Origin of the sequence: Prosthecobacter sp. (assembly GCF_044222565.1) — a bacterium.
Lineage (GTDB): Bacteria > Verrucomicrobiota > Verrucomicrobiia > Verrucomicrobiales > Verrucomicrobiaceae > Prosthecobacter.
Genome location: NZ_JBGANA010000012.1, coordinates 181,679 through 202,164 on the forward strand (window position 1 = coordinate 181,679; position 20,486 = coordinate 202,164).

Genomic DNA, 20,486 nt, shown 5'->3' on the forward strand with positions numbered 1-20,486 from the left:
GGCTTACCGCGGCCCTGGAGCATTGATGTGAGCGGCATCTCTGTCCCATCCTGCTGGCGTGCCGCGATAGTCGGCTTCCTTGAGCTTCAATTTGTCGCCGGTCTCACGATCAAAAGAGTCCTTGGAGAGGTTCGCCGGCACGGAGTCTCCCGTGGCCGCAGTCCATTCGTCCATGGCTTTGGCGAGCCGCTGTTTCACCGAGGCGTAGTTCGGATCATCGACAAGATTGTTGAGCTGCAGCGGGTCGGCGTCGGTGCGGTAGAGTTCCACCGCTGGACGCGGGGCCAGGAAGACATCCGCCTGTGGCGGGGTGAGCTTTCCGGCATCCCGCACGGCGCGCAGGCTTTGAAATGAGGGCGAGTGCACCGAATCCGCCGGACCCTGCCAGGCGAGGTTCGGGCGCGAATTGACGATGTACAGAAACCCCTCCGATCGCACGGAGCGGCCATGCGCCTCATAGTCATGCCAGTTGTGTTCGGAGAAGGCGTATTTCCGTGTCGTGGCCGCCGGATCTGCCAGCACGGGCGCAAAGCTCAGTCCCTGCATCGTCGCTGGCACGTTCACACCGGCGAGCGAGAGAATGGTCGGCGCGATGTCGATGCTGCTGATGAGGCTTTGTGTCGGAGTGCCCGCTTTGCTGATGCCTTTGGGCCAGTGCGCGACAAATGGTGTCTTCATGCCGGAATCATGCAGCCTTGTCTTGGCACGTGGAAAGGGGCGGCCGTTGTCAGCCATGATGAGAATGAGCGTGTCATCCAGCACCCCTTCCTTCTCCAGCTCCGCCACCACCAGTCCAATGAAGTAATCCCAGCGCGTGATCTCGTTGTAGTAGGACGCCAGGTCATCGCGCGTGGCGGCATCGTCATTCAAATACGGAGGCACGACGACCTTGGAGCGATCGTGCTTCGGGCCGTAAAGATCTTCCTTCCAGTCCTTGTCCGCATCCCACGCGCGGTGCGCATCCAGGGAGGCAAACCAGAAGAAGAACGGCTTGTCCTTCGGGCGCTCCTGCACGGTTTTCACCCAGGTGGCGTGGCCGCCTTTGTTGCCTGGAGCATTGCCCGCGTCAACGAGGTCAAAGGGCTCGGGCTGCGGCTGCTCGCCTGCGGCAGGCTTGTCTGAGGTCATGTGGTGCTTCCCCACCAGGGCGGTGTACCATCCCGACTCACGCAACAGACGCGGAAACCACGGCAGATGCGCGGCGATGGGCTGGTGCAGCTCCGACGCCCGCCCATTGTTATGCGGATAACGTCCCGTGATGACGCTGGAGCGGCTGGGGCTGCAGCTGCTGGCCACCAGAATCGCCTCGTCAAAACGACGCCCCTTGGCTGCGAGCTTGTCGATGTTCGGCGTGCGCGCGGCCGCATTTCCGTAGCAGCCAAGATCATTCCAGCTCACATCATCCGCAATGAAGAGGATGACATTAGGAGAAGCAGCAGCAGGGCTGACGAGGAGAAGCAGGCAGGCTAGGAGACGAGGCAGAGACATGGCAGGGGCAAACACAATGGAGGCGAAATTGAAGACTACTTCTTCCCCTTTTTTCGCGCCTTCTTGTTCGGCTCCGGCGCACCCTCCGCATCACCTCCGGCGACCTTTTCGCCTCTTAGATCCCCTAGCAGGCGCGCCACGTAGCCGCTGAAGCGTCCGTCAGGAGATTCTCCTTTCGCTGGCAGCGCCTTGAGCTGTTCGGCCGCGGGTTTGGCCTTGTCACCGAGATCGCCGATGGCGTTCAACGCGCTCATTGAGGTGAAGACGTCGTGCTCGCTCCAGTTGGCGAGATTGACGAGCTTGGTCAACGCGGCGGGCCGGTCATAGTCGTTGCCGTATTTGGCGAGCGCCCAGTTGGCGACGACGGCGACATAGGTGGAGCTGTCGCGGGCGGCTGCGGTCAATTCCTGTCGCGCTGCCTCGACGCCATCCTTGCCGCGCATGAGGATGCCCATGGCTGACCAGTAGCGGATGGCGCTGTCCTTGTCGGCAAATCCGGCCTTCAGATCTGCGATGGCATCCGGCTTCATGGAAGAGGCGGCACCAGCAGCCTTCACAATGCGGGCCAGCGGATAGAGCTTGTCATCATGAGCCATGTCATACGGCGTCGTGCCTTCGGGGCGGTGGTGCATTTCCCCTTCGGAGACCATGCCGGCATCACGGATTTTCAGCGCCAGCCCTTCCTGCGCAGCGCGCATTTTTGCCAGCGTGTCCGCATGCTCGGGGCGGGACGCGAGATTGTGCACTTCATCGGGGTCGCTTTGCAGGTCGTAGAGTTCCTCAGGATCCTTCGGCACCTTCCAGAAGATCGACTGCTCTGGCGTGAGTTTGCCTGCGTCATAAAGCTGCCGCCACACACGCGTGCTGGGAGTTTCAAACTGGTAGTTCACGTGCTGGCCCTGGGAAAGGTGCGGCATGTAATTGCGCAGATAGACAAAGCGGCCGTCCGTCACGCTGCGCACGCAGTCATAGCGCTCGTCCATGCGGCCGCGGAACCCATAGACATACGACTGCAGTTCAGTCTGGAACTTGCCCGCAAAAGCATGCCCCTGCATCCATTCCGGCGGCTGCACGCCGATAAGGCTCAGCAGCGTCGGCGCGAGATCCACAAAGCTCACGAGGCGGTCTGACTTCACTCCGGCACCGTATTCCTTCGGTGCCAGGTGCTTCCACTTCGGCGGGAAATAGACGACCATGGGCACCTGCAGCCCGGAGTTGCAGGGCCAGCGCTTGTTGCGTGGCATGCCGCTGCCATGGTCCGCATAGTAAAACACGATCGTATCCTCAGCGAGACCAGCCTCCTCGATTTCCTTCAAGCGTCTGCCCGCAGAGGCATCCGCCAGCGTCACCTGGTCATAATACTGCGCCCAGTCCTGCCGCACTTCGGGAGTATCTGGATGGTAGGCCGGCACACGCACTTTGGCAGGATCATGAATCGCCACGTGCGGGCGTTTGCGGAGCTGGCTCTCGTGGCTGCAGGTCTCATTGAAGATGGCGAAAAACGGCTGCCCATCCTTGCGGTTTTTCCAGCTTGCCTTCCCGGAGGACTCGTCCCACACGCCCTCGGGCTTTTGCAGGTTGTAGTCCTCCTTGCTGTTGTTCGTGCAGTAGTAGCCTGCTTCACGCAGAAACTGCGGATACATCTTCGTGCCCTTCGGCATGGCCACCATGCTGCGCATGTGCTCCCCGCCGGTGGAGGGGGAATACATGCCTGTGATGATGGTGGTGCGCGCCGCCGCGCAAACCGGCGCACAGGACCACGCATGCTTGAAAAGCATGCCCTTCGCCGCCAGCGCATCCACATTCGGTGTGTCGGCATACGTGTCTCCATAGCAGCCCATGTGCGGCCCGTGGTCCTCGCTGGTGAGCCAGAGGATGTTCGGGCGGTCTGCGGCGACTGCGGAAACCGCGAGCAATGAGGATAGGAAGAGGCTGAGGAGCTTCATGGGGCGGGTGGAACGATGGTGGAAGGCCCGATCCTTCACATGAATGAGCCTGCATGGACAAACCCGCCGCCTGGATTGTGCTGCGCCGCTGGCATGGATAGACGGCATGGCCAATCAGCGATTTCTATGCGTCAATCCCCCGTCATGACTCTCCGCCACGAACTCCAGGCCGAATACGCCCGCTACCGCACCCGCCGCTGGTTTTTCAAAGATTGCGGCGTGGGCCTGGCCAGCATCGCTGCGGCGGATCTCATGTCGCGCACAGCCACGGCTGCGGCGCCGGTGAGCCCGCTGGCGCAGAAGAAGGCGCACTATCCCGCAAAGGCAAAGCGCGTGATCTACCTCTTCATGGGCGGTGCGCCGAGCCATCTGGAACTCTTCGACAACAAGCCCGAGCTCGCCAAGTGGGACGGCAAGCTGCCGCCAGCGGACTTGCTCAAGGGCTACCGCGCCGCCTTCATCAATCCGAACAGCAAGCTGCTCGGGCCCAAGTTCAAATTTGCCCGCCATGGCCAGAGCGGTACGGAGCTCAGCGAGTTGCTGCCGCACACGGCTAAGATCGCCGATGATCTCACGATTGTGCGCTCCATGAAAACGGACGCCTTCAATCACGCGCCGGGCCAGATTTTGATGAGCACTGGGTCGCAGATCTTTGGCCGCCCCAGCTTCGGCGCGTGGACGCTTTACGGCCTCGGCACGGAGAATCAGGACCTGCCCGGCTACGTCGTCATGCAAAGCGGGCAAAAAGGCCCCAGCGGCGGCATGAGCAACTTCGGCTGCGGCTTCCTGCCCACCGTGTATCAGGGCGTCCCCTTCCGCAGCAGCGGCGAGCCCGTCCTCTTTCTCAACAACCCCGAAGGCGTCAGCGATGCCACCCAGCGCGACACTCTTGATGTCCTGAAGCAGCTCAATGAAGAACGCCTCGGCGTGGTCGGAGATCCCGAGATCGCCAGCCGCATCAACAGCTTTGAACTCGCCTACCGCATGCAGCAGACGGCACCGGAGCTGATGGACATCTCCCAGGAGCCCAAGCACATCCTCGACATGTACGGTGCCAAGCCCGGCGAGGCCTCCTTTGCCAACAACTGCCTCCTTGCCCGCCGCCTCATCGAAAGCGGCGTGCGCTTTGTGCAGCTCTTCCACGAAGCCTGGGACCACCACGGCGGCCTCGTCAACGGCCTCAAGCAGCAGTGCGGTCTCACCGACCAGCCCTGTGCCGCGCTCGTACGCGACCTCAAGCAGCGCGGACTGCTGGAGGACACCCTCATCATCTGGGGAGGCGAATTTGGCCGCACGCCAATGGTCCAAGGCGGGAGCGATGGCCGCGATCACCACCCGAACTGCTTCAGCATGTGGTTCGCTGGCGGCGGCATGAAGCCCGGCCTCACCCTCGGCCAGAGCGATGAATTCGGCTTCAACGTCACCGAAGACCCCGTCCACGTCCACGACCTCCACGCCACCCTGCTCCACCTCCTGGGCTTTGAGCACACCAAGCTCAATCAGCGCTTCCAAGGTCTCGACATGCGGCTCACGGGAGTGGCTGGCGAGCTGGTGACGAAGATGCTGGCGTAGCACAACCGCCCCGGTTGTGTGATTTCAAAGAGCCAATATCCGGCCCGGCATCGAGGCACTCAAATCCCATACCCCGCCCGATACGCCTTGTGAATAATCGCATCCGCCTCCGGCGTGTTCGGTGACTTCAGCGCCTTCGCATCCCACTCCACGCGTTTGCCAAAACGCACCGCCAGCAGTCCCACCAGCAGCGATTCCGTGAACGGAGCTGAATACCAGAAGCCGCTCTTGGCATCCTGGGGGTTGCCGGTTTTGCACGCTTCGAGGAACTCCTTGCGGTGGCCGGCGAGGCAGCGGGGGATCGTCTTCGCGGGAATGACGAACTGCTGCATCTTCGTCTCCGGCACGATGCGCGGCGTGCCAGACCAGCCGCCCGCCAGGATGCAGCCTTTTTCTCCCACAAAGTAGATGCCATTGTCGCCGAGGTTGCGCGATTCCTCCAGGCCCTCGGGGCGCGGGGGCAGCTTGCCGCCGTCATACCACACCATCTTCACCGCCGGGCGGTCGCCTTTGGCAGGGAAATGGTAGGTGATGATGCTCCAAACCGGATACGACTGATTGTTGTTCGGGCCGTTCTCGGCTTCCACCCAGTCTGGGGCATCGAGATCCAGTGCGTAGAAGGCGGGGTCGGCATTATGCACCGCCATGTCTCCCAGCGCGCCGCAGCCAAAGTCCCACCAGCCACGCCACTTGCGCGGGCAGAAGTCCGGGTGGTAGGCGCGTTCCTTGGCTGGGCCGAGCCACAGGTTCCAGTCGAGATTCTTCGGCACCGGCGGCGAGTCGGTCGGGTAGGCCTTCCCTTGAGAATCCCAGAACTTGCCTGGCCGGTCGGACCACACATGCACCTCGGTCACTTTTCCGATGGCTCCGGCCTGGATCCACTCGCGCGTGAGGCGGATGCCCTCGCTCGCATGGCCTTGGTTGCCCATCTGCGTCACGCGTTTGGTCTCCGCCGCTACATCGCGCATCGCACGGGCTTCGGCAATCGTATGCGCCAGCGGCTTCTCCACATACACATGGCGTCCAGCACGCATGGCCATAATGCTCGCCGGCGCATGCACATGGTCCGGCGTGGCGACGAGTACGGCGTCGATGTCCTTTTGCTTGTCGATCAGTTCGCGGTAATCCCGGTACAGCTTCGCGCTTGAATACTTTTTGATGGTTCCCGCCGCGTGGTCCAGATCCACATCACAGAGCGCCACGATGTTGGCCAGGCCTGAGTCATCCAGATCCCTGATGTCACCGCCCCCTTGTCCCCCGATGCCGATGCAGCCCAGATTCACCTTCTCGCTCGGCGGCGTAAACCCCGGTCCGCCGATGACGTGTCGCGGCACAAACTGGAAGCCAAAGACTGCCGAGGCTGCGGTTTTGACAAACTGGCGGCGAGGCAGGGAGGATGGCTGGGACATTCCGTGCAAACGTGAAATAAATGCAAGCTCTTGCTTAGACTCTGCTCCCAAACTCGTATAGATCCTTATGAAACGACCTTGGAAAGACGTGTCTGTGCCCCTTCGCGACGGCATGGTGCACTGGCCCGGTGACCCCGAGTGCCACATCAAACGCGTAGTCAGCATGGACGAGGGCGCGGTGTGCAATCTCACCCACCTCTCCATGAGCGCCCACACCGGCACCCACATGGATGCCCCCCGCCATTTCGTGGCAGACGGCATGACCATGGAGCAGATGCCGCTGGAGCCCGTAATCGGCCGCTGCCGGGTCTTTGAACTCGATTGTGAGGACCAAATCACTGTCGAGGATCTGAAAAAGCTCAAAATCGCCCCACGCCAGCGCGTCCTCTTCAAGACACGCAACTCCACTCGTAGCTGGGCCATGGACGAGTTCGACAAAGACTTCGTCTCCATCCGTGCGGATGCCGCCCAGTACCTCGTCGATCAAGGTGTGGTCACGGTAGGCGTGGACTACCTGAGCATCGGCGGCTTCAACAAGGACGGCGTGGAAACACACCAGATCATGCTCGGTGCCGGCATTTGGGTGATCGAAGGCCTCAATCTCGCCGACATCAAACCGGGCTACTACGAGCTGATCTGTCTCCCGCTCAAGCTTGAGGGGGCGGACGGTGCTCCGTGCCGTGTGGTGCTTCGCTAGACTGCGGCTGATCCAGCATCGAAGGCGCCGGGTGCGCTCCGTGATGAATGTGCACCCGCACTCCCGGCTTGCACAGCTCCCAGCATTTTTTCTGCGGCTCCTCGGGGCAGCGCACGCAGCCGTGGCTCGTGCAGTTCCCCCGCTCAAAACCGCCCACGTGCACGCCCACGCCGTCGTCCGTCAGTCTCAGCCAGAAGGGCATGGCGATTCCGAGATACTTCGTGCCCGCGGGCTTCGGTCCGCTGTGCTCCCACGTGCGTGCCACCACCACCTCGCCGCTGTCCGTCTTGACGTACTGCCCGTAGAGATCGGAGCGTTTGAGCGGCAGTTTTTCCTTCACGATGAAGTTACCGGTCGGTGTCTCATGTCCAGGCAGGCCAGGCGACACATCCATCTCCACCAGCACACAGTCCTTTTCATCAAGAAGCTGGGCGCTCTGGCTCGCCAGCGAGATGTCCATGCGCACCTTGCCGGGCTTCACGGCGGCGCAGCGTTCTTCATCGATGTGCCAGCGCGGATGTTTGAAAACTGGCGCAGGAGGTGGCTTTCTCCCGAACTGGCAGGATGACAGGCACACAGAAATCAGCAGATAGAAAAGTACTTTGGCAGGCATGGCACTAAAATGGATTTGAAGGCAGGTTCACGGTGCCCGGACTCCGATGACATGCGGTAGAAGCCAGAACTTCTGGCTTCCGCTGTTCTCATTGAATCCCGACTCATAGCCGCCCACACCGCGGATCACGACACCACCGCAGTTCAAATAAAAGGACGCAGGAGGTCCGCCGTCCAGATGCTGCGCACTCACAATCCCGATGGGCAGCTTCAGCAGGTGCTCGTTGAAATCATGCATCGTGGAAGGTGTGCGGCAGAAAATGAAAAGCGCATGGCCATCCTTGTCTTCTCCCAGCGCCGCCTCGCTCCACATCTTCGGCTGCTGCTTCCAGCGGTTCTCTCCCGGGTGCTTGATCAGGCGCAGGTTCTGAATCACGACATCATAGCGGGATAGCACGTCCTTCTCCACGCCCGCATCATCCGTGTCCAGCAGTCGAAAGGGCGCGGTCTCTTTGGCCAGGGGTGAAAAGACGCAGAGGGAGGAATAATCGCTGCGAAAAACGGCGGGCTGAATGAAGTCGTGATTTTTCAGGTAGCCGCAGTGGGTGCTTCCATCCTTGTCATACATGCCCGCGTTGATCACCAGGCAGAGCTTCTTTTTCGCCGCCCACTCCTCCGCAGTGAGCATGGGCTGGCTCGCCGAGGACGAGCACAGCTGCAGCGGATGACTGCGCACATCCACACGTACAATCTGCATCCGCCCCAGCCCACCGGGCGCTGGAAAAAGACCCAGCTCAATGCCCGGCACCAGCCCACGCCACCCGGTAGGTTCCGGAGCCTTCGGCGCCAGATTTTGCCCATAGGCATTCACCGTGGCAGCCGCCAGCCAGAGCAGGCTCAGTGTCAGGGATGTCGTGGTGAAATGCCGCATGATGAGGTTCCGCCATCAGCGTTGCCGCTTCATGTCTTCGCTCGCCTTGTCCAGAATCCGCCGCTCTTCGGCCGTCAGGCTCTGCATGCCCTTGTGGCTGATTTTGTCGAGGATATCATCCACACTCGGCGTGCTGCTTTTGCTGCTCTTCGCCGTGCCACTGCTCTTTTGAGGCTGCTGTGTACCCTTCGGGGATGACACACGTTTGGGCAGCGAAGGCAGCCTCAGTGCGCCCGTTTCATAACGAATGAAGGCATACGCGATGCCGACATTCGCGGCGAGTAGAAGGATGCCCACCCAGCTGCGCATGGAAAGGTAGCTCAGTACGTCCACGCCCACGAGAATCGCCGCCAGCACCCATGCATCCAGCGTCAGGATGATGATGCTGATCTTGGCGCGAGGATACAGCGTGGCAAAGGCGATGAACGTCCCAAAATCGATGCCCTGAATTCCAGCGCAGGCAGAGTTGTGCAGGCCAAAAATCGTCAGAAAGACCGGGGAGGAAAGCGTCAGCGTCAGCAGGAGGCGCACGAAGGCCCGCCGTCCTAGATGCCGCTCCACCGCCTCGCCGAAGTTCCACAGCAGGTAGCAGCCAAACAGGGTCCAAAGGCTCGGCGGATTCACCAGCGGATAGGTCAGCACCGTCCACACATGCCAATCGCGAAAGGCGATGTTGAAGGTGAAGGCGCAAAACCTCTCCATTACGCCAACGCCGAGGATCGCATACACCACCATGCTCGCTGCTCCCACGAGCGCCACGATGGCGGAGAGATACACGGGGTTCGTTTTCCACCACGTTAGCGGCAGATGGTCTTTGGATTCAGGAAGCCAGGAGTTAAACATGTTGTTGGGTTCTATTTGCGCACACGGTCCACAAGGACGGCGCCAAGGATGACGAGGCCGAGCACGATCTTTTGATCGTTGCTGCCAATGTTGGTCAGATTCATGCCGTTTTGAATGACAGCGATGATGAAAGCTCCGATCAGCGTGCCGGGCATCGTGCCCTTGCCACCGCTGAGGCTGGTGCCGCCCACCACGACTGCGGCGATGACATACAGCTCATACATCTGCCCGTAGGTCGGAGATCCGCTCTTGAGCAGGGATGCGGTGACCACACCGCCCAGACCGGCGAGCAGCCCGCACAGCAGATACGCCATAAGAATCACGCGCCGCACCGGCACTCCGGAAAGGTTTGCCGCCTCCACATTGCCACCCACGGCATAGAGGTTTCTGCCAAAGCGGGTCTGCGTCATCATCACATGCGCCGCACCATAGAGCAGCAGCATCAGCACCACCGCATTGGGCAGGCCCAGCAGGCTGGCGCCCCGCCCCAGCCAGACGAACGAATCCGGCACATGATAGATGGACTGGTTGTCTGCCAGCCGGTAGGCCAGCCCGCTGCACACCAGCATCATGGCCAGCGTCACGATGAAAGGTGGCATGCGAAGCCTCGTGATGAAGGCTCCGGAGATCAGTCCGCAAACGCCGCAAAGGGCGAAGCCGCCCAGCCCTCCGGCCACCATGCCGGCCATCCCGGCGTTCACACCACCGCCGTAGTCCCGCACTATCATCGTCGTAATGACCGCGGACAGGGCGATCAGGCTCCCCACGCTCAGATCGATCCCTCCGGTGATGATCACCAGCGTCATTCCGATCGCGAGAATGGCGATCACAGCGATCTGGTTGGCAATGTTCAGCAAGTTGTCGGCCTTGAGAAACACCGGCCATGACTGGGCGCGCGGTTGGATTACGCGGGCATCTTTGAGTGCTGGGAAGTCCGTGGCCAGGTCACTGAACACCAGCCAGGCGGCCGTGGCGTGATTGCAGGCGATCACGTCCAGCCCTCCAGCACCTGCTGCACGCAGCAGCGCGGAGCGTGCATCCTTCGGCTCGCCTTTCACAATCTCAGCACGGGAGCCCAGCTGTGCTTTGAGTGCGTCCGCGAAGGCGCTGTCCTCCGCCTGCGGGCGCACCACGATGAGCACCCTCGCCTGCGGAGCTATTTCCGCGGCCAGTTCCTTCGCTGCGGCGGCATCCTGCGGGTACTGCTCCGTCCAGGTGATGATGCTGAAAAAGGCGCACAGCAGCAGCAGCGCCACGAGCATGCCCGAGCCGGCGAGGTGGTGGCGGATGAAGGCTGGGAGGCGGCTCATGCGGAATAGATGACCATGCGTGCCAGAAGAACGCAGTTCAAGGCCGGAGACGTTCATCATTGACCTGCGATCCGGTGGCGGATTATCGTTCAGACACCATGAAAACCCTCGCCCTGTCCCTTGCCGCCCTGTTTTTCACCGCCTCACTCGCCAGTGCAGACTGGGTGCTCGTTCAAAAGATCGACACAGATGGCAAGGAGGATCAGATCACGACGAAAATGAAAGGAGACCAGGCGCGGGTGGACATGGGAGACAAGATGACCGCCTTCGTCAGCCTGGACGGCATGACGGTGCTCATCCACGGCCAGAAGAAGATGATGAAAATGGGCATCGCCCAGATCAAGGCCGTGGTGGAGATGGCGGGGAAGGGGGCTGGCAAGGAGGCCCCCAAACCCGTGGCGACCGGGCAGAAGGAAAAAATCGGCGACTGGGACACCGAGATGTACACCTGGGAAGGATCGCTGGCTCAGGGGAAATTCTGGGTGGCAAAAAACTTTCCCAAATACGCTGAGATCAATGCCCTCAATGACAAGCTCGGGAAAATCATGGGCGGGGCGATGGCTGGCATGGCGCCCCAGGCAAAAGACTTTGAAGGCATGCCGGTGAAATCCATCATGACCGTCATGGGCAAGACCGTCACCTCGACCCTCGTCTCGGCGAAAGAGGGTGATCTGCCTGCCAGCGAATTCGCTGTCCCTGAGGGCTACAGCGAAATGAAAATTCCCGGCGCACCCTGATCAAAAAAGCTGCGCCTCTTGCTCTGCGGGAGGCGTTTTCCTCCGTGGACTTACGGCGTCAGCACGCACGCATAGGCAGCCGTGTTGGTCCCCGGCATGGAAACGACCACGGGCTGCCCGGTCTGTCGCGCCGCCATGGCTCCCACCACCAGTTGCAGGGCGCCGCCAGCCCCCATGCTTTCACCCAGCACATACTTCGGGCTGAGCACCGAGTCCCACGGCCCCCCGGACCAGGCTGCGGCCTCGGCGCGGTCCAGCTTCGAGATTCCCGTGCGGTCATTGACGAGGACAGCTTTGCCTTGCACGCACCGATACGTTTGCGCGGCAAGTTCGGGCAGCAGCTCGCAGCGCTCCTGCCATGAAAGGTAGGACATCGGTCCGATGACTTCACTCACACGCGGCCCATCACCTTTGGCAGAAAGCAGCAAGGCCCCGGCTCCTTCGGAGGCGATCAGCTTCGGATGGTAATAGGAAAGCCCCTCGGTGCTGAGCCAGTCGCATTCTTCCGCGGCGATGAGGAGGCACTCTTCCACGATGCCGCTGCTGATCCAGAACCCCGCCGTGTCCAGCGCTTCCACGATGGAGTTCGGGCTGCCCAGCAGCGTGCTCACCGCACCGTCGATCCCGAGGTAGGAGGCCACGTGAGAGGCCGGTGCGTTGAAGACCGTCTCGGGGAAAATCAGCGGGCTGGCCTGCGCCGGATTTTGCAGCACCTCATGGTAAAAGCGTCCCGTGTAGGCCACGCAGCCGTTCATCATCACAAACAGCACTCCCAGCCCCGGCGGTGGCGCTGCGGGATCGTACCCTGCATCCTTCAGCGCCTCCAAGGCCGCGGAGACGGAGTAACGGGTGATCGCGCTGGAGCGCCGGAGACGCGGATGGCGCGTGATTTTTTCCGGCGGTGCGGCGGGCGCCGGTCGCGCTTCGGAAGACCAGTTGCGTTCTTTCTCAAACCGCGGGCATTTTACCGCGGGGATGGGCTTGCCCTCCAGCACGGCCTGGTGCATGGCCGCAGCGGTCCAACCGGCGGCGCTCACCGCTCCCACACCTCGTATGCGCAAATGGCCCGTGTTCATGCGGCCCTCCTTTTCAGCACCAGGGTTGCATTCGTGCCGCCAAATCCGAAGGAATTCGTCAGCGCATACTCCAGCGGAGCGCGGCGGAACTGGCGCACCAGATCAAAGCTCACCGCCGGATCCACCTCGCGCACGTTCAGACTTCCAGGCATCCACTGGCCTTGCAGCGCCATCAGGCACAGCACGGCCTCCACCGCCCCGGCGCCGCCCAGCAGGTGGCCCATGGAGGATTTGGTGGAGCTCACAGGGATCTTGGACACCGCATCTCCCGCCCAGGCGGCAATGGCGGCTGCCTCGGCCGCATCATTGAAAGGCGTGCCGGTGCCGTGGGAGTTGATGTAGCCGATCTGCTCCGGCACCACGCCCGCCTGCGCGCACGCTGCGGTCATGGTGCGGATGGCCGCCTTGCCCGCGGGATCAGGCTGAGTGAGGTGGTGCAAATCGGTCGCGGTGGAATAGCCCGAGACCTCTCCCAGCGCGGCGCTTTGCCGCACTTCCTCCGCTTCCAGCAGCATCATCGCCGCCCCTTCACCGAGCGCGAGCCCGTCCCGCTGGGCGTCAAACGGCCGCGGAATGCCGCTGGGCGCCAGCGCATGCAGGGTGTCAAATCCGGCAAACACCAGTCGCGCCAGGGCGTCATACCCTCCGGCCAGTACTCGTTTGGCACGTCCGGAGCGGATCATGTCAGCCGCCCAGCCGATCGCGTTGGCTCCGGAGGCGCAGGCATTGGAGATCACGATGACGGGCCCGCGCCAGCCAAACTCAGTGGCGAGGCAGCTCATCTGACGCTGCGGCTGGTAGTGCTCCGCGCGGGAAAGCTGGGAGGGGATGCGTCGCGGATCATGCAGCGCGTGGTCAAAGTAGGCTTCTCCCAGCACCATGGCACCGGCGGAACTGCCGATCACCATCGCATCGATCCCTTCCATGTTTGGCCGGCCCGCCTGCGCCAGCGCCTCACGGATGGCGATGAGCAGCATGCGCGTGCCGCGGTCGATGAACGTCTGCTTGTGCGCAGAGAGGCGGTGAAACAATGGCTCCGTTGGCAGGTCCACCACCCCGGCCGTTTTGGTGAGCAGGCCGCTCGTGTCAAACAGCTCCACCGGCCTGAAGGCAGTCCGGTCGGCGGCAAGCGACGCTTCGTTCGCCTGCCATCCAAGGCCCAGCGGCGAGACGATCCCGGCTCCGGTGATGGCGATGCGCTGGCTGTTGGGTGATGGCACTGTTAAAAACTGGATGAGATTCGTTGTGTGGAAGGTTGATCTGCCAACGCAAGTGTTCATTCTACGTCACGGCGCGGTCTATGGTTTACGCTTCGCCGCAAGGACTGCAAATGTTTGGTGAACGCTGGGATCGTATTGTGGCTGAGCGCGGCGCGCAGGCCGCATTGTATCTGGCCGACGGGCGTGCCATCACGTTTCGCCAGCTGGATGCCGATGCGCGCGCGCAAAAACCAGCAGGTCACCTTGTCAAAGTGCAGGGAGATGTGCCCCAGATCATGCGCCTTTTGCTTGCGGGCTTTCTGCATCAGATTCCCGTCCAGCTGGTGGAGATGGACCGTGAACGCCGCATTCCTGCCAGCCCGCCGCCTCCCGGGACCGCCTTGATCAAGCAGGCCGTGGGCGGCTCGGGCGTGCGCCGCTGCCAGTTTTTTACTTTCGATCAAATCGCTGCCGATGTGGACCGGCTGCACGCAGCGCTGGATCTCGGCTCACGCGGCGTGGGTGTGGCCGCCATCTCCTGCGCCCACTCCTTCGGCCTGACCATGACCGTGCTGCAGACCCTGTTCAATGCCGTGCCCACCTGCCACGCACCGCAGCCTTTTGCCCAGCCGTTGATGGACGCCATGAAGCATCACCCCCGGGTGTTTTTGCCCGGTGTGCCCGCCTTGTGGAAGGCCTGGCTCATGGGGGACGTCCGCTTCGCCAATGTCAGCCTGGCCATCTCGGCCGGTTCCCCGCTCACCCTCGCGCTGGAGCGCATGGCACTGGAGCAGCAGGGGCTGAAAATTCACAACCTCTACGGCGCCAGCGAGTGCGGCGCGGTGTCCTGGGACGCCTCTCTTCAGCTTCGCGAGGACGAGCGCGATCTCGGCTCCCTCTTGCCCGCTGTGAACGCACATACCGAAGCAGGTCGGCTGACTGTGACCAGCAGCTCGGTCGGCCTTGGCTACGATGAGCCGCTGCCCGGAGAAAACTACGGCGCAGGCCAGTTCTCCACCTCAGATGAGATCAATCTTCAGGACGACCGTCTGCTGTTTCAGCACAGCGCGGGCGCGGGCATCAATGTGGCCGGGCGCAAGCTCAGCCCTGCCGAAATCGCCGAGAAAATCAGGCGCGCGGCAGGTCTGGAGCGCGTGAACATCCGTGGAACCCTCAGTCGTGACCCCGAACGCTGCCAGGACATCGTCGCCGAGCTTGACTTGCCGCAGGCGCAGATCGACGCCTCTTTCAAAATCAAAGCCTGCTCTTTGCTAGCACCCTGGGAAGTCCCCCGTAAATGGATCGGCACATCATGAAAGCCCACGTGTCATCCCAGTCCCTCTGGCGCATCGCCCGGCTCTGCACCATCCGCTCCCAGCGCTGGGAGCGCTGTTACACCATCATGAAACTCCGCTCCGACCCCGTCTATGCGGCGGTGGCGGAGGCACTCGCCGGCTCCTCCCTCCCGGTGCTGGACATCGGCTGTGGCATCGGCCTCCTGGCGTTTTACCTGCGGGAGGCGGGCTACAAGGCCGACATCTCCGGCTTTGACTATGACCCGAAAAAAATCGCGTGCGCGCAGAGCATGGTGGCGCGCAGCGACTATCGCGGCCTCAGCTTTGTCACCGGGGACGCACGCCAGGGGCTCCCGGAATGCAGCGGCCATGTGGTGATTTTAGACATCCTCCAGTTTTTCACCCCGCAGGAGCAGTCGGCTCTGCTTGGCGCTGCTGCCTCCCGCGTGGCACCCGGGGGCAGGCTAATCATCCGCACCTGCCTGCGGGACGACTCCCGCCGCTTCCGCATCACCGTCGCCGGAGACTGGCTGGCCAAGCTGACGTTCTGGATGAAGGCTTCCCCCGTCTGCTATCCGGATCGCGCTCTGTTTGAGTCCGTGCTTGGCGCCGCCGGTTTGCGCGTGCGCCTGCAGCCCCTATGGGGCGGCACCCCGTTCAACAACCACCTCATCGTCGCCGAACGCGAGTGAAGCACAGCCGCCGAAGTTGCAGGTGGCAAATTCGCGCCCTCGGGATGCTTGTGCGGAATCCCAAGCGAGCTGCTCAACGTGTCACTCCCTGACAACTGGCGATCAACACAGACCAACAACGGCCAGACAAAACGCTGGTACCAACGGTTTGTAGCCGCCTGTGCTGTCAGCAATACCTTGCGCCCTCAGTCTCCACCACTTAGACGTTAGCCAAGAATTTACTGCAATGTCGAAACTCACGCATGCAATGAAAGCCAAATACATTTTGGCTCAAATGGCACTCCAAGATCCCGATCGATTTTATCGCACGTTCTGTGATGCAGAAGACCAAGTATACCTGACAGATCTATGGCAAGCCCTAGGGCAGGAACATTCGGCCGACGAACGGATACCGACGGATGGTTTGAGATCCTACAGTCCAGACTGTTTCGATGACATGAAAACCGTAGTCGTGTGCTTCCCTCAGCCTCGAAATCGGAACGAAGCGTACTACCTCGCACTTTTGATCTCGAATGGTAACCCTCGCGTCTTTTGCCTGGAAGACTCGATCAATCCTATCACCAATCAAAAAACCACTTTTGTATCTGAATTTGCAAAAAACGGTCGTGCAAATTGGGGGACGGGCTGTGAACCAGAGCCTGACTTATTTGTTGAGCGGGTTCAGTCCATCGTTTGCGATGCCGACGCTAGACCCGTAACGTTTATTCCGATGCCATTTGCGTAAAGGAACCGCCAGCCTCCGCTCGACCGTGGTGGTCCGCACACCTTGGGCATTAGCCAATCAGGCAACTTAGCGATACTCACATGAGAACAGCGAGAACAACCAAAGCTACGGCAACTGTGGTGTTAGTCGCCTTTTTATTCATGCTCGACGCGTGCAGCCGCACGCAGCCACAAAATGCGAGCTTGGTCCCTCAGTTTAAAGAGGAGATAAACAAAAAGAAGGAGCTCGTATTTATCGACAGTTCACATCTTGGGGCTTCAATGGACGGAGCCATATTGAGCTTGCACTTCTTCGTTGATTCCAAGGTTCATCTTTATACCTGGGGCAATGGATTCTCGAATTATCCCGGGACATACGCTTACACTGAGGACAACGGAATTGATCTCTCGTTCGCCGATCAAAAGTGGCCTCGCTTACGTCTATTGAAACAGGGAAACTTGCTTGCTCTCGGGCGGAAGGATGGCCTCAAAGCGCTGGAAAAAAGTTTTGTTCATACAGATGAAAATGGGACACGCAGACAAGTTGAAGATGGAGACATCTATCCAGAGGCACGACCATTGATTTTCCCGCTCGTCCAAAGGATTGCAACGACCAAACAAGAGGCTGCTAAGTAACCCGCTCATCATCGCTGAACGCCAGCATGTCTGGTGGCGTGTCACATTTCAGCCCGCTCGCGGTCAGCATGCCCGCCACGGTCTGTGCCACCTCGATCGCCACGGGCGTGCCCTCGTGAATCAGCACAATCGCCCCGGCCTTCAGGCGGCGGGAGATGCGCTGCGTGATCGCGGGCACATCCGTCATCACTCCGTCAAACCCTCGCGCGCTCCACATCATCATCTTCAGTCCCAGCGCCCGCGCCAGCAAGGCGGCGAACAGGTTGTGATGCCCCGCCGGCGGGCGGAAAAAGCGCGGCGCATGTTCCGGGCAGATCGCCGTCAGTGTCTCCTGGCACGTGGCAATTTCCCTCCACATCGCCCGCGGGCGCAGCATCCAGAAGGTCCCTGCTGGATGTGTCTGCGAGTGGTTGCCGATTTCATGGCCGCGTGCGACGATCTCCCGCACCAGCTCTGGATGTCGTGCCGCCCGATCACCCACCAGAAAAAATATCGCCTTGATGCCGTGCTGGTCCAGGATGTCCAGCATCGCCGGGGTGTGCTGCGGGTGCGGGCCGTCGTCAATGGTTAGCAGCACCTGCTTTCCCTCCGGCGGCAGCGTCCGGATCATGCGGCCAAAAATCGCGCAGCGCGGCACCAGCGTGCCCACCGTCATGATCGTCAGCACCGTGCAGAACAGCAGCACGGCCGCCAGCGTCTCCCCCCGCCATGCCAGCCAGGCCACTGCTGGCACGGGAGCCAGGGCGGGAATGCACCGCAGGTAGGCACGCCTCAGGCTGGTTGCACGGAGGGCTTCATTCATTTCGCTTCACGGGTCACGAGTGGCTCGAATACAAACCATTGGTCCCAGTGCCGCAGCAAAAATTGATGCATCACCGGCAGCCATTCCCCGGCTATCGCGTCCGCCTTGAGCTTGGTCCCTCCCTCATGAAACGGCTGGCAGATTTCGATTGTATAGGCCAGCCGTCCACGCCGGGTCAGAAACACCGAGTAGCAGGGCACGCCGGTCACTTCCGCCAGCACCAGCGGGCCGCGCGGGATCTCGTACGTCACGCCGTCGATGCTGGCCCGCGCCCGTGCCACGTCTCCCATCACCCGGTCTCCCTGCACACAGACGATTTCACCTTCCATCAGAAGACGGCACAGCTTCATGCCGAGATGCCCGCCGGGTTCGTTGTAGTGCACGTGCAGGTTCGGCTCCCGGCGCTCCTCGGCGCACAGCTCCTCCTTGCGCAGCTTCTGCAGGGATTCCGAGGCTTCCGGTACGCGCACCGTATGGACGGGGCGGGTAAACTTGCGGGCAAAGAGGCTCGCGCCGATGTCGTAGTTGCCGGAATGCACCGTAAAGATCAGCGCGCCGCCGGTATGCTGCTGCAGGGAGCCGAATTCCTGGCTGCCAATGATCTGCCAGTCAATCTCATCGCCAAAATGCAGGTGCCACAGCCGGTCCAGGTAGGTCAGCGCAAACTGCACAAACACCCGGTAGCCCGCCAGCGAGCTGGAGCCCTTTCCCGGGATCAGCGCGCCCAGGTTGGCGCGCAAGGCCTCGCGCTGGTTCACGGCCAGCAGGTACGCCACCGCCGCGAAGGGATACGTCAGCAGCGTGAAGACCCACGCCGGCAGCCATTGCATGAAGAACAGGATGGCCCGCGTCCAGCATGCGTTATGCAGACCCATGCGTGTCGGAGCGGTGTTCGTGTTCGGCTGCTGTGTTGCAGAATCAGCGGATGGCATTATTTAAAGGCGTACGAAAAATAAGATGAGACGTTCTGTTTCGACCGTCACACTGCCTCCGACAACTGACTTTTTCACCTGTTCACGCATGACTTCCCCCGGCACAGATTACGATGTGGTCATCATGGGCGGGGCTTTTTCCGGCGCTTCCGCCGGCATGATGCTCAAGCGCGAGCACCCGGACATGCGCATTCTCATCGTCGAGCGCACCGTGCAGTTTGACCGGAAGGTGGGGGAGAGCACCTCGGAGGTCGCCGCCTGCTTTTTGACCCGGGTCTTGCATCAGGGGGGGCATCTGAGTGCGCATCACTATCAGAAGCACGGTCTTCGCATGTGGTTCTGCAAGACTTCTGATGATAATGTGGGAGACCTCACGGAAGTCGGCCCGCGTTATCAGTCGCGGCTGCCCACCTTTCAGCTCGACCGTGCCATCCTCGACGAGCATCTGCTCAAGGAGGCCTGCGACTTTGGCTGCGAGCTGCTGCGCCCCGCCACCATCAAGTCCATCGCCCTTTCCGAAGACGAATCTCCGCACACGCTCGAGATCGCACCTCAGGAGGGGCAGCTCCGCACCGTCACCACCCGCTGGCTCATCGATGCCTCCGGGAAGGCGGCCGTGCTGGCAAAAAAGCTCGGTTTCCATCACACGATGGAGGAACTGCACCCCACCTCCTCCATCTGGTGCCGCATGCGCAACGTCAACGGCCTCGACACCTTCAAGAGCCGCAAGATGCATCCGCGCCTCATGGAGAATGTAAAGCAGCTCCGCACCACGGCCACCAATCACCTCATGGGCCATGGCTGGTGGTGCTGGATCATTCCCCTCTCGGATGGCAGTTTCAGCGTTGGCGTCACCTGGGACCGGCGCTTTTACACCCTGCCAGCGGGGCCGTCTTTAGTCGCCCGCCTGCAGGCCCACCTGATGACCCACCCCATCGGCCGCCTCATGTTTGAAAACGCGGTGCCGGATGCCGATGACACCTTCTATTACAAAAACCTCGCCTACCGCTCCGATCGTATCGCGGGAAATCGCTGGGTCATGGTCGGCGACGCCGCCGGCTTCATGGACCCCCTTTACAGCCATGGCCTCGACTTTGCCGGCTACACCGTGTCTGCCGCCACGGACTTGGTCGAAAAGAACCTTATGGGGGAAAACACCCAGGAGATCACCGATTACCTGAACAAAGCCTACCCGCGCAGCTGGAGCCTGTGGTTCAATGCCCTCTACAAGGACAAATACTCCTACATGGGGGACGCGGAGTTGATCAATGCCACCTTCCTGCTGGACCTCTCCGCCTACTTCCTCGGCCCGGTGCGCGGCGTGTATTCAAACCCGGATGCCGAGTGGAAGCTCATGCCCTACGAGGGGGCTGCGGGTGCCTTCTTCGGCCGCTTCATGGCCTTCTACAACCGCCGCCTCGTCCACCTTGGCCAGGAGCGTCGGCGCAAGGGTATCTACGGCGCGAAAAACAACGGCCACGTCTGGATGCCCCACATGAGCCTCTCTCCGGACAACACCGCCGCACGCCTGCTCTGGGCGGGCATCAAAGTCTGGCTCAAAGCCGAGATCACCACCTGGCTCGCTCCGACTCCCTCGACCGCCCCCGTCATGATGGCCGAAAAACCCGCGGAGGCCTGAACAAGGTAGTCATGAGCTTTAGCTCGTT

The 20,486-nt window shown here is 61.4% G+C and carries 18 protein-coding genes; 7 read left to right on the plus strand and 11 right to left on the minus strand.

Going from position 1 to position 20,486, the window contains the following annotated elements:
- Positions 1 to 3: 3 nt before the first annotated feature.
- Together ACILSR_RS18635 and ACILSR_RS18640 are read right to left on the minus strand one after the other, a co-directional pair.
- Entirely contained in the window at positions 4 to 1,488 is a 1,485-nt protein-coding gene (locus ACILSR_RS18635) for a sulfatase (RefSeq protein WP_395751305.1), read from the minus strand.
- A gap of 35 nt (positions 1,489 to 1,523) precedes the next feature.
- The gene (locus ACILSR_RS18640) at positions 1,524 to 3,434 is read right to left on the minus strand and encodes a sulfatase-like hydrolase/transferase (protein WP_395751306.1); all 1,911 of its coding nucleotides are present in this window, start codon (positions 3,432 to 3,434) and stop codon (positions 1,524 to 1,526) included.
- Between the two features lie 144 nt (positions 3,435 to 3,578).
- Between ACILSR_RS18640 and ACILSR_RS18645 the strand changes: the two genes are divergently transcribed.
- A complete protein-coding gene (locus tag ACILSR_RS18645; protein WP_395751307.1) occupies positions 3,579 to 5,006 on the plus strand; it encodes a DUF1501 domain-containing protein in 1,428 nt (475 codons plus the stop codon).
- A 59-nt stretch (positions 5,007 to 5,065) separates the two neighbouring features.
- Here ACILSR_RS18645 and ACILSR_RS18650 read toward each other — a convergent pair whose 3' ends face one another.
- Positions 5,066 to 6,415, minus strand: coding sequence for a Gfo/Idh/MocA family protein (locus ACILSR_RS18650; RefSeq protein ID WP_395751308.1), 1,350 nt, complete (start codon positions 6,413 to 6,415; stop codon positions 5,066 to 5,068).
- Between the two features lie 88 nt (positions 6,416 to 6,503).
- Here ACILSR_RS18650 and ACILSR_RS18655 point away from each other — a divergent pair, with 88 nt between their 5' ends.
- On the plus strand, positions 6,504 to 7,112 hold the full coding sequence (locus tag ACILSR_RS18655) for a cyclase family protein (protein ID WP_395751309.1): 609 nt from the start codon (positions 6,504 to 6,506) through the stop codon (positions 7,110 to 7,112).
- Here the strand turns inward: ACILSR_RS18655 and ACILSR_RS18660 are convergent.
- Genes ACILSR_RS18660 through ACILSR_RS18675 form a run of 4 tightly spaced genes read right to left on the minus strand, consistent with a single transcriptional unit; the run spans position 7,063 to position 10,748 of the window.
- Positions 7,063 to 7,725, minus strand: coding sequence for a L,D-transpeptidase family protein (locus tag ACILSR_RS18660; RefSeq protein WP_395751310.1), 663 nt, complete (start codon positions 7,723 to 7,725; stop codon positions 7,063 to 7,065). The genes ACILSR_RS18655 and ACILSR_RS18660 overlap by 50 nt on opposite strands.
- 27 nt (positions 7,726 to 7,752) lie before the next feature.
- Positions 7,753 to 8,595 (minus strand): phosphodiester glycosidase family protein, encoded by an 843-nt coding sequence (locus tag ACILSR_RS18665; RefSeq protein ID WP_395751311.1) that lies wholly within the window; start codon positions 8,593 to 8,595, stop codon positions 7,753 to 7,755.
- Positions 8,596 to 8,610: 15 nt separating this feature from the next.
- Entirely contained in the window at positions 8,611 to 9,438 is an 828-nt protein-coding gene (locus tag ACILSR_RS18670) for a rhomboid family intramembrane serine protease (protein ID WP_395751312.1), read from the minus strand.
- Positions 9,439 to 9,449: 11 nt separating this feature from the next.
- Positions 9,450 to 10,748: an ABC transporter permease gene (locus ACILSR_RS18675; RefSeq protein ID WP_395751313.1), complete on the minus strand. Its 1,299-nt coding sequence runs from the start codon at positions 10,746 to 10,748 to the stop codon at positions 9,450 to 9,452.
- A 98-nt stretch (positions 10,749 to 10,846) separates the two neighbouring features.
- Between ACILSR_RS18675 and ACILSR_RS18680 the strand changes: the two genes are divergently transcribed.
- On the plus strand, positions 10,847 to 11,485 hold the full coding sequence (locus ACILSR_RS18680) for a DUF4412 domain-containing protein (protein WP_395751314.1): 639 nt from the start codon (positions 10,847 to 10,849) through the stop codon (positions 11,483 to 11,485).
- Between the two features lie 50 nt (positions 11,486 to 11,535).
- On the opposite strand, the gene ACILSR_RS18685 is transcribed toward ACILSR_RS18680, so the two are convergent.
- On the minus strand, positions 11,536 to 12,561 hold the full coding sequence (locus ACILSR_RS18685) for a beta-ketoacyl synthase N-terminal-like domain-containing protein (RefSeq protein WP_395751315.1): 1,026 nt from the start codon (positions 12,559 to 12,561) through the stop codon (positions 11,536 to 11,538).
- On the minus strand, positions 12,558 to 13,841 hold the full coding sequence (locus ACILSR_RS18690; RefSeq protein ID WP_395751316.1) for a beta-ketoacyl-[acyl-carrier-protein] synthase family protein: 1,284 nt from the start codon (positions 13,839 to 13,841) through the stop codon (positions 12,558 to 12,560). Before ACILSR_RS18690 ends, ACILSR_RS18685 begins: the two co-directional genes overlap by 4 nt.
- A 50-nt stretch (positions 13,842 to 13,891) precedes the next feature.
- On the opposite strand from ACILSR_RS18690, the gene ACILSR_RS18695 reads away from it, so the two are divergent.
- The 3 genes from ACILSR_RS18695 to ACILSR_RS18705 all read left to right on the plus strand — a co-directional run bounded on the left by ACILSR_RS18695 (position 13,892) and on the right by ACILSR_RS18705 (position 17,085).
- Complete coding sequence (locus ACILSR_RS18695; RefSeq protein WP_395751317.1) at positions 13,892 to 15,076, plus strand: AMP-binding protein; 1,185 nt, start codon at positions 13,892 to 13,894, stop codon at positions 15,074 to 15,076.
- Positions 15,073 to 15,747, plus strand: a complete 675-nt coding sequence (locus ACILSR_RS18700; RefSeq protein WP_395751318.1) for a class I SAM-dependent methyltransferase — start codon at positions 15,073 to 15,075, stop codon at positions 15,745 to 15,747. Before ACILSR_RS18695 ends, ACILSR_RS18700 begins: the two co-directional genes overlap by 4 nt.
- A gap of 864 nt (positions 15,748 to 16,611) precedes the next feature.
- On the plus strand, positions 16,612 to 17,085 hold the full coding sequence (locus tag ACILSR_RS18705; protein ID WP_395751319.1) for a hypothetical protein: 474 nt from the start codon (positions 16,612 to 16,614) through the stop codon (positions 17,083 to 17,085).
- Here the strand turns inward: ACILSR_RS18705 and ACILSR_RS18710 are convergent.
- A complete protein-coding gene (locus ACILSR_RS18710; RefSeq protein ID WP_395751320.1) occupies positions 17,078 to 17,887 on the minus strand; it encodes a polysaccharide deacetylase family protein in 810 nt (269 codons plus the stop codon). The two genes, ACILSR_RS18705 and ACILSR_RS18710, sit on opposite strands and share 8 nt — an antisense overlap.
- Complete coding sequence (locus tag ACILSR_RS18715) at positions 17,884 to 18,819, minus strand: hypothetical protein (RefSeq protein ID WP_395751321.1); 936 nt, start codon at positions 18,817 to 18,819, stop codon at positions 17,884 to 17,886. Before ACILSR_RS18715 ends, ACILSR_RS18710 begins: the two co-directional genes overlap by 4 nt.
- Before the next feature lie 88 nt (positions 18,820 to 18,907).
- Here ACILSR_RS18715 and ACILSR_RS18720 point away from each other — a divergent pair, with 88 nt between their 5' ends.
- Positions 18,908 to 20,458: an NAD(P)/FAD-dependent oxidoreductase gene (locus tag ACILSR_RS18720; RefSeq protein ID WP_395751322.1), complete on the plus strand. Its 1,551-nt coding sequence runs from the start codon at positions 18,908 to 18,910 to the stop codon at positions 20,456 to 20,458.
- Positions 20,459 to 20,486 lie beyond the last annotated feature (28 nt).

What these genes read in the sequence shown, in the direction of transcription:
- ACILSR_RS18635 (WP_395751305.1), bottom strand. Translation starts at nt 1,488, where the DNA reads ATGTCTCTGCCTCGTCTCCTAGCCTGCCTGCTTCTCCTCGTCAGCCCT.
- ACILSR_RS18640 (WP_395751306.1), bottom strand. Translation starts at nt 3,434, where the DNA reads ATGAAGCTCCTCAGCCTCTTCCTATCCTCATTGCTCGCGGTTTCCGCA.
- ACILSR_RS18645 (WP_395751307.1), top strand. Translation starts at nt 3,579, where the DNA reads ATGACTCTCCGCCACGAACTCCAGGCCGAATACGCCCGCTACCGCACC.
- ACILSR_RS18650 (WP_395751308.1), bottom strand. Translation starts at nt 6,415, where the DNA reads ATGTCCCAGCCATCCTCCCTGCCTCGCCGCCAGTTTGTCAAAACCGCA.
- ACILSR_RS18660 (WP_395751310.1), bottom strand. Translation starts at nt 7,725, where the DNA reads ATGCCTGCCAAAGTACTTTTCTATCTGCTGATTTCTGTGTGCCTGTCA.
- ACILSR_RS18665 (WP_395751311.1), bottom strand. Translation starts at nt 8,595, where the DNA reads ATGCGGCATTTCACCACGACATCCCTGACACTGAGCCTGCTCTGGCTG.
- ACILSR_RS18670 (WP_395751312.1), bottom strand. Translation starts at nt 9,438, where the DNA reads ATGTTTAACTCCTGGCTTCCTGAATCCAAAGACCATCTGCCGCTAACG.
- ACILSR_RS18675 (WP_395751313.1), bottom strand. Translation starts at nt 10,748, where the DNA reads ATGAGCCGCCTCCCAGCCTTCATCCGCCACCACCTCGCCGGCTCGGGC.
- ACILSR_RS18680 (WP_395751314.1), top strand. Translation starts at nt 10,847, where the DNA reads ATGAAAACCCTCGCCCTGTCCCTTGCCGCCCTGTTTTTCACCGCCTCA.
- ACILSR_RS18685 (WP_395751315.1), bottom strand. Translation starts at nt 12,561, where the DNA reads ATGAACACGGGCCATTTGCGCATACGAGGTGTGGGAGCGGTGAGCGCC.
- ACILSR_RS18690 (WP_395751316.1), bottom strand. Translation starts at nt 13,841, where the DNA reads ATGAACACTTGCGTTGGCAGATCAACCTTCCACACAACGAATCTCATC.
- ACILSR_RS18695 (WP_395751317.1), top strand. Translation starts at nt 13,892, where the DNA reads ATGTTTGGTGAACGCTGGGATCGTATTGTGGCTGAGCGCGGCGCGCAG.
- ACILSR_RS18700 (WP_395751318.1), top strand. Translation starts at nt 15,073, where the DNA reads ATGAAAGCCCACGTGTCATCCCAGTCCCTCTGGCGCATCGCCCGGCTC.
- ACILSR_RS18705 (WP_395751319.1), top strand. Translation starts at nt 16,612, where the DNA reads ATGCTCGACGCGTGCAGCCGCACGCAGCCACAAAATGCGAGCTTGGTC.
- ACILSR_RS18710 (WP_395751320.1), bottom strand. Translation starts at nt 17,887, where the DNA reads ATGAATGAAGCCCTCCGTGCAACCAGCCTGAGGCGTGCCTACCTGCGG.
- ACILSR_RS18715 (WP_395751321.1), bottom strand. Translation starts at nt 18,819, where the DNA reads ATGCCATCCGCTGATTCTGCAACACAGCAGCCGAACACGAACACCGCT.
- ACILSR_RS18720 (WP_395751322.1), top strand. Translation starts at nt 18,908, where the DNA reads ATGACTTCCCCCGGCACAGATTACGATGTGGTCATCATGGGCGGGGCT.